Source organism: Streptomyces sp. MNU76 (assembly GCF_020982545.1).
In the GTDB taxonomy this organism is placed as follows: domain Bacteria; phylum Actinomycetota; class Actinomycetes; order Streptomycetales; family Streptomycetaceae; genus Streptomyces.
The window spans coordinates 1059008-1073094 of the sequence record NZ_JAJKLK010000019.1; the positions used below are offsets into that span (position 1 = coordinate 1059008).

Here is a 14087-nt window from a genome sequence, read left to right on the forward strand (position 1 = left end):
TGGGTTGGGGGACAGAGTACGCGGACCGGGCGCGGGGTGTACCGGCGCCGCTGAATCCCGTCCCGCGCCTTGGTCACACCCGCGTTCCACCGCTGTGAACTGCGAGACTGGTGGTCATGAGCTACAGCACGGCTGACTCCTTTCCGGTGGTGACGCTCGACGACGTGCGTGGCGCACAGAAGATGCTTACCGGCGTCGCACGTGTCACCGCGATGGAGGGCAGCAGGCATCTGTCGCAGCTCGTCGGCGCGCCGGTGCACCTCAAGTGCGAGAACCTCCAGCGGACGGGTTCGTTCAAACTGCGCGGCGCGTACGTCCGCATCGCGGGCCTGCTGCCCGAGGAGCGCGCCGCGGGTGTCGTCGCCGCGAGCGCCGGCAACCACGCCCAGGGGGTCGCCCTCGCGTCCTCCCTGCTCGGGGTGCGCTCCACGGTCTTCATGCCGAAGGGCGCCCCGCTGCCCAAGATCAGCGCGACCGAGGAGTACGGCGCCGAGGTGCGGCTGCACGGCACGGTGGTCGACGAGACGCTGGCCGCGGCCCAGGAGTACGCCGCCGAGACCGGCGCGGTGTTCATCCACCCGTTCGACCACCATGACGTCATCGCCGGCCAGGGCACGGTCGGCCTGGAGATCCTGGAGCAGTGCCCGGAGGTGCGGACGATCGTCGTCGGGGTGGGCGGCGGAGGGCTCGTGGCGGGCGTCGCGGTCGCGGTGAAGGCGCTGCGGCCGGACGTGCGGATCATCGGCGTCCAGGCGGAGGGCGCTGCCGCGTATCCGCCGTCGCTGGCCGCCGGGCGGCCCGTGGCGGTGGAGAACCCGGCGACGATGGCCGACGGCATCAAGGTCGGACGGCCCGGCGACGTGCCGTTCCGGATCGTCGCCGACCTGGTGGACGAGATCCGCACGGTCTCGGAGTACGACCTCTCCAGCGCCCTGCTGCTCTGCCTGGAGCGGGCCAAGCTGGTCGTCGAACCGGCCGGCGCCAGTCCCGTCGCGGCCCTGCTGCGCGACCCGGAGTCCTTCGAGGGGCCGGTCGTCGCGGTGCTCTCCGGCGGCAACGTCGACCCGCTGCTGCTGCAGCGCATCCTGCGCCACGGCATGGCCGCCGGCGGCCGCTACCTCCAGGTGCGCCTCCGCCTCACCGACCGCCCCGGCGCCCTCGCGACGCTCCTCGGGGTGCTGTCGGCCGTCGACGCCAACGTCCTGGACGTGAGCCACGTACGCACCGACCCCCGGCTCGGACTCACGGAGGTGGAGGTCGAACTGCACCTGGAGACCAGGGGCCCGAAGCACTGCGCGGAGGTCAACCTCGCCCTGCGGCAGGCGGGCTACATCGTCCTCGACTGATGCCGCACGACCGGGCCCCCGGCACCGAAGGGTGCCGGGGGCCCGGGTCGAGCGAGGGACGTGCGGTCAGCTCTGGTAGGGCACGGCCTTGAGGATCTTCACCGAGGCGAGCTTGCCGTTCGGCAGCTCGTACTGGGCGTCCTCGCCGACCTTCTTGCCGATCACGCCCGAGCCGAGCGGGGACTGCGGCGAGTAGGTCTCGATGTCGGAGCTGGCGTACTCCCGGGAGGCGAGCAGGAAGGTCACGGTGTCGTCCTCGTCGCCGTCGAAGGCGATCGTCACGACCATGCCGGGAGCCACCGCGCCGTCCGCCGACGCCGGCGCCTCGCCGACCTTCGCGTTCTCCAGGAGCTGGGTCAGCTGGCGCACACGGAGCTCCTGCTTGCCCTGCTCCTCCTTGGCCGCGTGGTACCCGCCGTTCTCGCGCAGGTCGCCCTCCTCGCGCGCGGCCGCGATCTTGGCGGCGATCTCCGTGCGCGCAGGACCAGACAGGTACTCCAGCTCGGCCCTGAGCTGGTTGTACGCCTCCTGGGTCAGCCAGGTGACGTTCTCGCTGGTCTGGGTCACAGGTGCTCCTCGTAGGTACTGGGAATACAAAGCATCGCCCTACCCAGAAGAATGTTCCTTCACGAGTGGGCGAAACCACGAGCCTAACAATTCAGTGGCGGAAGGGGGAGGACATAAACCACAAGCGTTACGTCGACGCAGGTCAGGGCCGAGGTGCGGGGAGCCGATGACTCGGTCGCGGGCCCGGGCCCGGGGGTGCGGCGGGCCGGATCAGCCGGCGTGACAGCCGAGCAGCTCGGCGGTGGCGCCGCGCGCCGTCGTCCTCAGGGTGACGACCTCGTCGATGTCCGTGGTGGCGGCGTCGAAGCGGAAGTCCGCCCGGCCCACCTCGGCGCCGTCCTCGGACTGGGAGCGCACGGTGCAGTAGCCCTCGACACCGGCGTCCTTGTCGCCCCTGAGGTGCACCTTCACCGAGGTCGCCGAGGTATCGAAGGTGTAGATCTCGACGCTGATCCTGTTGCCGGCGACGTAGTGGTAGGCGAACCAGCCGACGAGGACGAGGAGGGCAGCGGCCAGGACACTGCCGACGATCACGAGCTTGCGGTCCGCGCGCTCGTCCGCGGAGCGGCCGTAGCGACCCTCGGGAAGCCGTGTGCCCGCCGTCGTCATGGTCGCCCTCTCTGATCCGGACCGGGAATATCCCATCCTCCGATGCCGTCACTATAGAAGCCCCCCGCCCAGCGCCTGACGGCCGCCCCACACGGGTGTCCGCGCGGGGCGGCAGTATGGACTCACCGGATCGCGCCGGGCCGAGTCACCGATCGTTCAGGCCGGGCGCCGACTTACGAGGGAATGAGTCTTGACTGACCAGCTGCGACTGATGGCCGTGCACGCACACCCCGACGACGAGTCGAGCAAGGGTGCGGCCACCATGGCGAAGTATGTGTCCGAGGGGGTGGACGTGCTGGTCGTGACCTGCACGGGCGGGGAGCGCGGCTCCATCCTCAATCCGAAACTGCAGGGCGACAAGTACATCGAGGAGCACATTCACGAGGTACGCAAGAAGGAGATGGACGAGGCCCGCGAGATCCTCGGCGTCGGCCAGGAGTGGCTCGGCTTCGTCGACTCCGGCCTCCCGGAGGGCGACCCCCTCCCGCCCCTTCCCGACGGCTGCTTCGCCCTGGAGGACGTCGACAAGGCGGCCGGCGAGCTGGTCCGCAGGATCCGCGCGTTCCGTCCCCAGGTGATCACCACCTACGACGAGAACGGCGGGTACCCGCACCCCGACCACATCATGACCCACAAGATCTCGATGGTGGCGTTCGAGGGCGCGGCGGACACCGAGCGGTACCCGGAGGCCGAGTACGGCCCGGCGTACCAGCCGCAGAAGCTCTACTACAACCAGGGCTTCAACCGCCCGCGCACCGAGGCGCTGCACAACGCCCTGCTGGAGCGCGGCCTGGAGTCCCCGTACGGCGACTGGCTCAAGCGCTGGGACGAGTCCGACCACAAGGACCGCACCCTCACCACGCACGTGCCCTGCGCCGAGTTCTTCGAGATCCGTGACAAGGCCCTCATCGCCCACGCCACGCAGATCGACCCCGACGGCGGCTGGTTCCGGGTCCCGATGGAGATCCAGAAGGAGGTCTGGCCGACCGAGGAGTACGAGCTCGCGAAGTCCCTCGTGGACACCTCGCTCCCGGAGGACGACCTCTTTGCGGGCATCCGCTAGCCCTGGGGGACAATGCCAGGCATGAGCGTAAGCCTGGCAGTCACACACCTCGTCCCCCTCGCCAAGGAGCTGGACGAGGACAAGGTCACCCCCGGCGTCCTCGGTTTCATCGTCTTCGCGGTGATGGCCCTGGCCGTCTGGGGCCTGATGAAGTCCATGAACAAGCACATGGGCAAGGTCGACTTCAAGGAGTCGTCGGACCCGGACGCCTCCGTCGAGGAGACGGCGACGGACGCGGCCGGGAGGACGACTCCGGCGAAGGGCTGACCGCGCAGGACCGACCGCCGGCGTGACGGCTCGCCGGGCGGGCCGTGTGACACCGCGAGGTGTCACACGGTCACGCCCTGTCGTCGCGGGGCCACAGAGCCTTCCAGCCCTCCCTCACCCGTGTCCCACGCCCGACACCGGCACCCCCATCACCTCGCGCGCATGGCGGTTCGGCACCATGCCGAGGGTCCAGGCCCGCCAGCCGCTCTCCAGATTGACGCCCCGCTCCAGGAGGAGCTGGTAGGCCTCGATGTACTCGGCGAGTTTCTCGTCACGCAGGGGATGGTCCGTGCGGGAGAGATGGGCCAGGTCCTCCTGGGCGACGGCCGTGCCGATCTCCACGCCGCCGGGAGCCGCGTAGGGCAGCAGGGTGCACTTGAGGAAGCGGGCCCAGTCCTCGCCCCGGCGGTCGCCGTAGGAGGCGAAGAGACGGGTGGCCTCCTCGCAGAGGGCCAGTGCCTGCGGGGTGCGGGTGTTGCCCGCGTCCACGACCGCCAGTTCCAGGCAGGTCCAGGCCTCGCCGTGGGCGACGCCGATGCGCTGGAAGTCGGCGCGCGCGTCGACCAGGAGCTGACGGGCGAAGCCGGAGTTGCGCAGCGAGCCGGTCTGCACGGCCCGCTGGTCGCGGGTGACCCGGGCGGAGTGGTGACGGGCACAGGCCAGGCCGTACACGTCCCGCATCCGGGAGAACATCGTCCGGGAGCGCTCCAGCTCGCGGACCGCCTGGTCCAGGTTGCCGGTCTCCTCCAGGGCCTGCCCCAGGTAGTAGCCGGACCAGGCCTCGCCGCGCGCGTCCTCGTTGTCGCGGTGGCGCGAGACGGCCTGGCGCAGACCGTCGACGGCCGCCGAGGGGTCCCCGGCCACGAGACGGGCGCGGGCCAGCTGCGTCATCGACCAGGCCTCGCCCCGGGGGTCGCGGGTGCGGCCGAACAGGTCGAGCGCCGTGCGCAGTTCGGTCTCCGCGCGCGGTATCTCGCCCATACGCAACAGCAGTTGGCCCAGCTGGTAGTAGGCCCAGCCCTCGCCGTGCAGGGACTCCTGCTGACGGTGCAGGACCAGCGCCCGCGTCAACAGGTCCAGCGAGTCCGCCAGATGGGAGCGGTCGCGTTCCACCGCCGCGAGGGCGTGCATCGTCCACGCGCGGTCCGCCGCCAGCTCGGGGGCCGACTGCATCTGCAGGGCCTCCAGCAGCTTCTCCGCCGCCTCCGTCAGATTGCCCTGGTGGTGCAGGGTGATGCCCAGGGAGCACAGGGCACGGGCGGCACCCGCGTCGTGGTTGGTCTCCATGTACAGGTTGACCACCGACGCCAGCGTCGTCCGTGACTTGTCCAGCTCGCCCAGCTGACGGGCCGCGATACCCGTACGCCACTGCACGGAGCGGGTCAGCAGGCCCTGCCCCACGGACTGGGCCAGCTCGTTGAGCTCGCCGAGACGGTAGAGGTCGCCGCGCAGCAGGCAGTAGTCGCACAGGGCGCCCAGCAGGCTGAGCACGGCCGCCTCGTTCACGCCCTCCGCGTGCCGGAGCGTGGAGGTGATGAAGCTGGTCTCGTCGTCCAGCCAGCGCAGCGCCTCCTCCAGCGACACGAAGCCGTGCTGGCCGAAGCGGTCCGAGCGGGTCGACATGTTGCCGTCGACCAGGCGCAGGACGGAGTCGGCCAGATCCGCGTAGGTGACGATGAGGCGTTCCTGCGCGGCCGTGCGCTCGCTCGGCTCCTCCTCGTCGAGGAGGCGGGCGTGGGCGAAGGCACGGACCAGGTCGTGCAGGCGGTAGCGGTTGCCGTGCACGTGGTCGATCAGGCCCGCGCGGGCGAGCGCCGTGAGGTGACGGGTCGCCTCCGTCTCGTCGGTGGCGAGGAGCGAGGCGGCCGCCGCCGCGCCCAGCGACGCCCGTCCCGCCAGCGCCAGGCGGCGCAGCAGCTTGCGGGACAGCTCCGACTGGTCGGTGTAGCGGAGCCAGAGGGCCCGCTCGATCGGCTCGACCGGGCCGTACGCGCCCAGGTCCGTGGCCAACTGGCCGGGTGTGCGCGGGCCGAGGGACGAGCCGGCGATGCGCAGGGCGAGCGGCAGGCCGCCGCACAGGTGCCGGATCCGGGCGACGGACTCCGTGTCGTACGAGCCGGAGCCCGCCCCCGAGGACGGCCCCGCGCCCGCGACGGCTCCCGCCGACAGTGCCGCGCCGTCCTGGGCCGCCGTGCTCAGCAGTTCGCGCGTGCCGTCGGCGTCGAGCGCCTCGACGGGGAGCTGGTGGACCCAGGCGGGCAGGTCGGCGGGCAGGGCGAGCGGGGAGCGGGCGGTGACCAGCACGAGACTGTCGGAACGCTCGGGGACGAGGGCGCGGACCTGCTCGGGGTCGGAGGCGTCGTCCAGGACGATGGTCACCGGCACGGTGGTCAGATGCTGGTGGTACAGCTCGCTGAGCCGTTTGACCTGCTGGTCCTGGGAGGTCCGCTCACGGAAGAGCAGCTGGTCGCGGGGGGCGCCGAGACGATTCAGCAGATGCATCAGCGCGTCCCGGGTCGACAGCGGCGGCTCCTGGGGGCTGTCGGCGCGCAGATCGACCACACAGGCGCCCCGGAAGTAGTCCCGCAGCTCATGGGCGGCGCGGACGGCGAGGGCGGTGCGGCCGGAGCCGGACGCGCCGTGCAGCACGACGACGGTCGGCCGGGTCTCGGTCTCCGCGCGGGCCGCCTGCACCCACTGGCGGATCTTCCCCATCTCCGCCCGGCGGCCCGCGAACCGGTCGTCGGCCTCGGGGAGTTGGGCGAACGACTGCTCCAGCACGTTGCGCCGCCGGGCCGCCGCGCTCTTGTCGGCGCCGCGCAGCCGGGGCGCCGTCTTCTTCGCCGTCGCCGTCGACGCGGCGAGGACGCGCTGCTGGTCCAGGAACGGGCGTATCCCGCGCACCTCCAGCGCCGTCAGCCACTGCAGCCGCAGCTGCTCGGGGCCGCCGGGCTGGCTCAGAGTGCCCGCGTGATGGTGGGCGGCGGGGAGGTGAGAGGCGGTGACCTTCAGGACCGTGGCCACGGCGCTCGCGATGCCGACGATCACGCCGGTGCTCACGGCGGTGCCGGGGGCGACGCCGAAGGAGAGGTCGGCGACGACCGCCGTGCCGGCGGCGACGGCCGCGACCAGCAGGGGAGTGCCGGAACCCTCCTTCGCGTAGCGCTGGCGGAAGGTGGGGCGGCCGGCCTCGGACTCGTCCAGGGCGCGGGTGTACGTCTCGTACTCCTCGGCCGCGTTCTGCGCCATCGAATCCAGGGAGGCGCGGGCGCGGCCGAGCAGGACCACTCCGTCGGTACGGCCGCCCGATCTGCGGACCTCCTCCTCGACCGCCCGGACCAACAGCCGTTCGGCCTCCCCCCGGTGGCTGTCCCGCATCACGCTTCCCCCTTCGCCGAGACGGTTGCCTCCGGCCAGTGTGCGGGGAGTAGTCCGGCTAGGCGAGAGGGCGTGATCGTGGGCGGGGCCAGGGGCGGGGTTTCGCCGTAGGAGGTCGGGTTGTCGGCCGGGTGCGGGTGGGGCGTGGTTGCTCGCGCCCACGCGGCGGAGCCGCACATCGACACAGCCCCGCGCCCCTGACGGGGCGCGTGTTCGTGCTGAACTGCGATTCACGGGTACTGGGGAATGATGGTGCCCATGGCGAATCGACTGGCCCACGAGACCTCTCCCTACCTCCTCCAGCACGCCGACAACCCGGTCGACTGGTGGCCGTGGTCGGCCGAGGCGTTCGAGGAGGCGCGCAGGCGGGGGGTGCCGGTGCTGCTCAGCGTCGGGTACTCGAGCTGCCACTGGTGCCATGTGATGGCGCACGAGTCCTTCGAGGACCGGGAGACCGCCGAGTACCTGAACGCGCACTTCGTGAACGTCAAGGTCGACCGGGAGGAGCGGCCGGACGTCGACGCGGTGTACATGGAGGCCGTACAGGCGGCGACCGGGCAGGGCGGCTGGCCCATGACCGTGTTCCTGACGCCGGAGGAGGAGCCCTTCTACTTCGGCACCTACTTCCCGCCCGCCCCCCGCCACGGCATGCCCTCCTTCCGGCAGGTCCTGGAAGGCGTGCGAGCCGCCTGGGCCGACCGGCGGGACGAGGTCACCGACGTCGCCGGGAAGATCGTGCGGGACCTGGCGGGACGGGAGCTGAAGTTCGCGGCGGTCGACGTGCCCGGGGAGGACGAGCTGGCGCAGGCGTTGCTGGGGCTCACCCGGGAGTACGACGCGGCGCGCGGCGGCTTCGGCCGGGCGCCCAAGTTCCCGCCCTCGATGGTGATCGAGTTTCTGCTGCGGCACGCCGCGCGCACCGGCTCCGAGGGCGCGCTGCAGATGGCGCGGGACACCTGCGAGCGCATGGCCCGCGGCGGTATCTACGACCAGCTCGGCGGCGGCTTCGCCCGGTACTCCGTCGACCGTGAGTGGGTCGTGCCGCACTTCGAGAAGATGCTGTACGACAACGCCCTGCTGTGCCGCGTGTACGCCCATCTCTGGCGGGCCACCGGTTCCGAGCTGGCCCGGCGCGTCGCCCTGGAGACGGCCGACTTCATGGTCCGCGAACTCCGCACGAACGAGGGCGGGTTCGCCTCGGCGCTGGACGCCGACAGCGACGACGGGACCGGTTCCGGGAAGCATGTCGAGGGCGCCTACTACGTCTGGACGCCCGAGCAGCTGACCGAGGTGCTCGGCGAGGAGGACGCGGCGCTCGCCGCGCAGCACTTCGGGGTCACGGAGGAGGGGACCTTCGAGGAAGGGGCATCCGTCCTTCAACTGCCGCAGCGCGAGGGCGTGTTCGATGCCGAGCGGATCGAGTCGGTCAGGGACCGGCTGAATGCCGCGCGTGCGCGCCGGCCCGCCCCCGGCCGCGACGACAAGGTGGTGGCCGCCTGGAACGGCCTCGCCGTCGCCGCGCTCGCCGAGACCGGCGCATACTTCGACCGCCCCGACCTGGTGGACGCCGCCATCGCCGCCGCCGACCTCCTCGTACGCCTGCATCTGGACGAGCGCGCGCGGCTCGCGCGGACCAGCAAGGACGGGCAGGTCGGCGCCAACGCGGGGGTGCTGGAGGACTACGCGGACGTCGCCGAGGGGTTCCTGGCGCTGGCGTCGGTCACGGGGGAGGGGGTGTGGCTGGAGTTCGCCGGGTTCCTGCTCGACCATGTGCTCGTCCGGTTCGTCGACGAGGAGTCCGGGGCGCTCTTCGACACCGCCGCCGACGCGGAGAAGCTGATCCGGCGGCCGCAGGATCCGACCGACAACGCCACGCCGTCCGGGTGGAGCGCGGCGGCGGGTGCGCTGCTGAGCTATGCCGCGCACACCGGTTCCGAGCCTCATCGGACCGCCGCCGAAAGGGCGTTGGGCGTGGTGAAGGCCCTGGGGCCGAGGGCGCCGCGGTTCATCGGGTGGGGGCTGGCCACGGCGGAGGCCCTGCTCGACGGGCCGCGTGAGGTGGCGGTCGTCGGACCGCAGGGGCATCCGGGGACCAAGGAGCTGCACCGGACGGCGTTGCTGGGGACCGCGCCGGGTGCGGTGGTGGCCGTGGGGACCGCGGACAGTGACGAGTTGCCCTTGCTGGCCGACCGTCCGCTCGTGGGCGGTGAACCAACTGTGTATGTCTGCCGTAATTTCACATGTGACGCTCCCGTGACCGATGTGGACCGGTTGCGTACGGCTCTGGGGGTGGCCTCGATCGGCTGAAAGTCGCCGGTCAGGGAGTGGGGCAAGGTCGAACAACTGGCTGGATACGGGCCGGTGTGCGGACACGTCCGATTACGTGTTCCCTCGAACGGAAACACGCTTTTTATCGGAAGGGCCCCCAGGGTTCACAGTTTCCCCCTAGTCTCTCCGCAGTGACGCGCTGGGAGTAACTCTCGGCGTGACAGGGGGTATTGGGATCCGGGGGGATCTATCTTGCTGACGTCTGTCTTCATAGCTGTCATCTCGCTTGCCTTGTTCTGGATGGCGGCCTTCACTCTGTGGTGGCAGATGCACGCGTGGCGAACGCCCGAAGTGCTCGCCTCCACCCGTTTCAGCAGACCGGACGGCGACGAACATGTGTCGTTCTCACTGCTGCTGCCGGCACGCCATGAACAGGCCGTGCTGGACCACACCATCCAACGCCTGCTCGAATCCAGCCACGACGACTTCGAGATCATCGTGATCGTCGGGCACGACGACCCGGAGACCACCGCGGTGGCCCGGGCCGCGGAGGAGCGCGACCCGCGCGTCCGCGTGGTGGTCGACCACCACGAGAAGAAGAACAAGCCGAAGGCCATGAACACGGCACTACCGCACTGCCGCGGCGATGTCGTCGGGGTCTTCGACGCCGAGGACCAGGTCCATCCGGAGCTGCTGTCCCACGTCGACCACGCCTTCCGCACCACCGGCGCGGACGTCGTGCAGGGCGGCGTGCAGCTCATCAACTACAACTCCAGCTGGTACAGCCTGCGCAACTGCCTGGAGTACTTCTTCTGGTTCCGGTCCCGCCTCCATCTGCACGCGCAGAAAGGGTTCATCCCGCTCGGCGGCAACACGGTCTTCGTCCGTACCGACGTGCTGCGCGCGGCCGACGGCTGGGACCCCGACTGCCTCGCCGAGGACTGCGACCTGGGCGTCCGGCTCTCCAGCGTGGGCAAGAAGGTCGTCGTCGCCTACGACTCCGACATGGTGACCCGGGAGGAGACCCCCGGCAGCCTGATGTCCCTGATGAAGCAGCGGACCCGCTGGAACCAGGGCTTCCTCCAGGTCTACCGGAAGCGCGACTGGCGCCAACTGCCGTCCTTCCGGCAGCGGTTGCTCGCCCGCTACACACTGATGACGCCCTATCTCCAGGCCGTCTCCGGGGTGATCATCCCCCTCAACGTGGGCATCGCGCTCTTCCTCGACGTCCCCGTGGGCGTCGCCTTCATCACCTTCCTGCCCGCCGTGACCGCCCTGGTCACCTTCGTGTTCGAGGTCGTCGGACTGCACGACTTCGGCAAGCAGTACGGACTGCGCGTCCGGTTCGTCCACTACGTCAAGCTCGTCGTGGGCGGCCCCTTCTACCAGGTGCTCCTCGCCTTCGCCGCCGTACGGGCGGTGTGGCGTGAGCAACGTGGCCGCAACGACTGGGAGTTGACCAGCCACGTCGGCGCACATCTCGCGAACGTGAACCGAGAGGACGTTCCTGCGTGACCTCCACACTTCCCGCGGCGACCAAGACGAAAGTCAAGGTCCCCGCGCAGCGGACAGCTGCGCCCACAGCCGGTTCGACAGGTCGAACAAACGATTCCTCTTCCGTCTCGCCCGCGCCCGGGACACCACCGAAGCGCCTGCGGAACTCGCCCCCCGACCTGATCCTCTGCGGTCTCCTCCTCGTCGCGATCATGATCGTGCAGGGCTGGAACATCGCCGACTACCCGACCCTCAGCGACGACGAGGGCACCTACCTCGCCCAGGCCTGGGCCGTCCAGGAGGGCAGGGGCCTCGCCCACTACACCTACTGGTACGACCACCCGCCCCTCGGCTGGCTCCAGCTCGCCGCCCTGACCTGGATCCCCGCCCAGCTCGCCCCCGAGTCGATGACCGTCGGCTCGATGCGCGTGGTCATGCTGCTGATCAGCGCGGTCAGCGCCGTCCTCGTCTACGTCCTCGGCCGCCGCCTCTCGCTGCCCCGCTGGGCCGCCGGCCTCGGCATGGCCCTCTTCGGGCTCTCCCCGCTGTCGGTGGTGCTCCAGCGGGAGATCTTCCTCGACAACATCGCGGTGATGTGGACGCTGCTGGCCTTCTGCCTCGCCGCCTCGCCCAGCCGTCACCTCTGGCACCACTTCGGCGCCGGCATCGCCGCCGCCGCGGCCGTGCTCACCAAGGAGACGATGCTCCTCGTCCTGCCGGCCGTACTGCTCACCATGTGGCGGCACAGCCACCGGGACACCCGGAAGTTCGCCATCACCGGCGCCGTCACCGCCTGCACCCTGATCGGCATCTCGTACCCGCTGTTCGCCCTGCTCAAGGGCGAGTTGCTGCCTGGCGCCGGCCATGTCTCCCTCTGGGACGGCATCGTCTACCAGATGAGCCGCCCCGGCTCCGGCTTCATCCTCACCGAGGGCACGGGCTCGTACGGCGTCCTGCAGTCGTGGCTGTACTACGACCGCGTGTTGCCGATCGGCGGACTCGCGGGCGCCCTGCTCCTGCTGGTCACCTGGCGCTGGTCGGTGACCGCGCGGGCCCTCGCCGGTCCCGCGCTCGCCGTCGCGATCCTCGCCGGCATGGCCCTGCGCCCCGGCTACCTCCCCGCCATGTACGTCCTCCAGGCGCTGCCCTTCCTCGCGCTCGTCCTCGCGGGCGGCACCGCGAGCGTCGCGCACGGCGTCCTGCGCCGGTGGCGGAGCACGACCGAGAAGCGGGCCCTGACCTGGGCGCGGCACGGTGTGGCCCTCGCCCTGGCCGCCGCCGCGGCGGTGTACGTCGTCCCGCGCTGGTACGACGGCAACCACACCGCGATGACCTTCAACGCCAACGCCCCCTACCAGCAGGCCGCCACGTGGCTCGGCAGTGAGATCGAGGACCCGGCGGGCACCCGGGTCCTCGTCGACGACGCGCTCTGGCTCGACCTCGTCCACGAGGGCTACGAGCCCGGCCTCGGCGTCATCTGGTTCTACAAGGCCGACCTCGACCCGGCGGTGACGAAGACGATGCCACGCGGCTGGCGCGACCTGGACTACGTGGTCGCCTCCCCGACCGTACGGCGCGACGCGGTCGACCTGCCCAACGTCAAGGGCGCGATGGAGAACTCGACCCCGGTGGCCACCTTCGGCACCGGCGAGGACCGGATCGAGATCCGCAGGATCGACACCGGCGGCGACCGTACGGATGGCACCGAGGCCACCGGCGACGGCGACCGCATCCGCGAGACCGAGGCCGCTGGAGGCGACCGATGAACAGCGGAAGCTACGAGTCCACCGCACCCGGGGAACTCGGCGATCCCGCCGTGCGGGGTGCCGAAGTTCCCGAGCCCGGGGCCGTCACCATCGTCGTACCGACCTTCAACGAGTCCGCCAACGTACGGGAGTTGCTGCACCAGATCACCGAGACGGTCCCCGGGCGGCTGCCCTGCGAGGTCGTCTTCGTGGACGACTCCACCGACGACACCCCCGAAGTGATCGACAAGGCCGCGCAGGACTGCCCGTTCCCGGTGACCGTGCTGCACCGCGACGAACCCGTCGGCGGCCTCGGCGGCGCGGTGGTCGAGGGGATCAAGGCGGCCACCTCCGACTGGATCGTCGTCATGGACGGCGACCTGCAGCACCCGCCGTCCCTCGTACCGGAGCTGGTGGCGACCGGGGAGCGGTCGTCGGCGGGTCTGGTGGTCGCCTCCCGCTACATCAAGGGCGGCAGCCGCGCCGGACTCGCGGGCAGCTACCGGGTGGCCGTCTCACGCGGGGCGACCTGGCTCACCAAGTCCCTCTTCCCGCGCCGGCTGCACGGCATCAGCGACCCGATGAGCGGCTTCTTCGCGATCCGCCGCAGTGCCGTCACGGCCGAGATCCTCCAGCCGCTCGGCTACAAGATCCTCCTCGAACTGGCCGTGCGCAGCCGCCCCCGGCAGGTCACGGAGGTGCCCTTCGTCTTCCAGGACCGGTACGCCGGCGAGTCCAAGTCGACCGCGCAGGAGGGCCTGAGGTTCCTGCGTCACCTCGTCGGACTGCGCACCGCGTCGCCGCCGGCCCGCATGATGGTCTTCGGGCTGATCGGCGTCACCGGCTTCCTGCCGAACCTCGCGGGCCTGTACGCCCTCACCTCGGCCGGGATGCACTACGTCCCCGCCGAGATCCTCGCCAACCAGCTCGGGGTGCTCTGGAACTTCTTCCTCATCGAGCACCTCTGCTTCCGCGAGCGGCGCCAGTACCGCAAGGGGTGGGACCGCATCGGCCGGTTCGCGTTGCTCGCCAACGCCGACCTGGTGCTGCGTATCCCGCTGATCGCCCTGTTCGTGGGCGAGTTCGGAATGGGCGCGCTGCCCGCGACCGCGCTCGCCCTGGTGACGACGTTCGTCCTGCGTTTCGTGGGGACCGAGGCGCTCGTCTATCTGCCCCGCAAGAAGTCCCGCCGCGGGGAGCGCGGCGGGCGGAAGCGGGCCGAGAGGCACGCTGAGCGGTCCGGTCGGTCCGATGAGACCGATCGCTCCGGGCAGCCTGCGGAGCCCGAGCAGTCGGCAAGGAGAGCCGCGTGAAGAACCACCCGAAGAACCACCTGAAGAACCGGCTGAC

General features: G+C 70.9%; 10 protein-coding genes. 7 read left to right on the forward strand and 3 right to left on the reverse strand.

The window, feature by feature from the left end; translation table 11 throughout:
* The first annotated feature begins 116 nt into the window (after nt 1-116).
* Nucleotides 117-1346: a threonine ammonia-lyase gene (gene ilvA / locus E4N62_RS31320; protein ID WP_230219784.1), complete on the forward strand. Its 1230-nt coding sequence runs from the start codon at nt 117-119 to the stop codon at nt 1344-1346.
* 66 nt (nt 1347-1412) lie between these two features.
* Here ilvA and greA read toward each other — a convergent pair whose 3' ends face one another.
* Together greA and E4N62_RS31330 are read right to left on the reverse strand one after the other, a co-directional pair.
* Nucleotides 1413-1913, reverse strand: a complete 501-nt coding sequence (greA, locus tag E4N62_RS31325; RefSeq protein ID WP_230219785.1) for a transcription elongation factor GreA — start codon at nt 1911-1913, stop codon at nt 1413-1415.
* A 210-nt stretch (nt 1914-2123) separates the two neighbouring features.
* The gene (locus E4N62_RS31330; RefSeq protein ID WP_230219786.1) at nt 2124-2522 is read right to left on the reverse strand and encodes a DUF4307 domain-containing protein; all 399 of its coding nucleotides are present in this window, start codon (nt 2520-2522) and stop codon (nt 2124-2126) included.
* 211 nt (nt 2523-2733) lie between these two features.
* On the opposite strand from E4N62_RS31330, the gene mca reads away from it, so the two are divergent.
* Nucleotides 2734-3585 carry a mycothiol conjugate amidase Mca gene (mca, locus tag E4N62_RS31335; protein WP_184906449.1) on the forward strand — a complete coding sequence of 284 codons (852 nt, stop codon included), beginning with the start codon at nt 2734-2736 and terminating at the stop codon, nt 3583-3585.
* A gap of 21 nt (nt 3586-3606) precedes the next feature.
* Nucleotides 3607-3852 (forward strand): hypothetical protein, encoded by a 246-nt coding sequence (locus E4N62_RS31340; RefSeq protein ID WP_230219787.1) that lies wholly within the window; start codon nt 3607-3609, stop codon nt 3850-3852.
* Between the two features lie 114 nt (nt 3853-3966).
* On the opposite strand, the gene E4N62_RS31345 is transcribed toward E4N62_RS31340, so the two are convergent.
* Nucleotides 3967-7230 (reverse strand): tetratricopeptide repeat protein, encoded by a 3264-nt coding sequence (locus E4N62_RS31345; protein ID WP_230219788.1) that lies wholly within the window; start codon nt 7228-7230, stop codon nt 3967-3969.
* Between the two features lie 258 nt (nt 7231-7488).
* Between E4N62_RS31345 and E4N62_RS31350 the strand changes: the two genes are divergently transcribed.
* The 4 genes from E4N62_RS31350 to E4N62_RS31365 all read left to right on the forward strand — a co-directional run bounded on the left by E4N62_RS31350 (nt 7489) and on the right by E4N62_RS31365 (nt 14050).
* Nucleotides 7489-9537, forward strand: coding sequence for a thioredoxin domain-containing protein (locus E4N62_RS31350; protein ID WP_230219789.1), 2049 nt, complete (start codon nt 7489-7491; stop codon nt 9535-9537).
* Between the two features lie 213 nt (nt 9538-9750).
* Nucleotides 9751-11013: a glycosyltransferase gene (locus E4N62_RS31355; protein WP_230219790.1), complete on the forward strand. Its 1263-nt coding sequence runs from the start codon at nt 9751-9753 to the stop codon at nt 11011-11013.
* Nucleotides 11010-12758 (forward strand): glycosyltransferase family 39 protein, encoded by a 1749-nt coding sequence (locus tag E4N62_RS31360; RefSeq protein WP_230219791.1) that lies wholly within the window; start codon nt 11010-11012, stop codon nt 12756-12758. The genes E4N62_RS31355 and E4N62_RS31360 overlap by 4 nt, the downstream gene beginning before the upstream one ends.
* On the forward strand, nt 12755-14050 hold the full coding sequence (locus E4N62_RS31365; protein ID WP_230219792.1) for a glycosyltransferase family 2 protein: 1296 nt from the start codon (nt 12755-12757) through the stop codon (nt 14048-14050). The genes E4N62_RS31360 and E4N62_RS31365 overlap by 4 nt, the downstream gene beginning before the upstream one ends.
* Nucleotides 14051-14087 lie beyond the last annotated feature (37 nt).

What these genes read in the sequence shown, in the direction of transcription:
- E4N62_RS31340 (WP_230219787.1), top strand. Translation starts at nt 3,607, where the DNA reads ATGAGCGTAAGCCTGGCAGTCACACACCTCGTCCCCCTCGCCAAGGAG.
- ilvA (WP_230219784.1), top strand. Translation starts at nt 117, where the DNA reads ATGAGCTACAGCACGGCTGACTCCTTTCCGGTGGTGACGCTCGACGAC.
- E4N62_RS31365 (WP_230219792.1), top strand. Translation starts at nt 12,755, where the DNA reads ATGAACAGCGGAAGCTACGAGTCCACCGCACCCGGGGAACTCGGCGAT.
- E4N62_RS31345 (WP_230219788.1), bottom strand. Translation starts at nt 7,230, where the DNA reads ATGCGGGACAGCCACCGGGGGGAGGCCGAACGGCTGTTGGTCCGGGCG.
- mca (WP_184906449.1), top strand. Translation starts at nt 2,734, where the DNA reads ATGGCCGTGCACGCACACCCCGACGACGAGTCGAGCAAGGGTGCGGCC.
- E4N62_RS31350 (WP_230219789.1), top strand. Translation starts at nt 7,489, where the DNA reads ATGGCGAATCGACTGGCCCACGAGACCTCTCCCTACCTCCTCCAGCAC.
- E4N62_RS31330 (WP_230219786.1), bottom strand. Translation starts at nt 2,522, where the DNA reads ATGACGACGGCGGGCACACGGCTTCCCGAGGGTCGCTACGGCCGCTCC.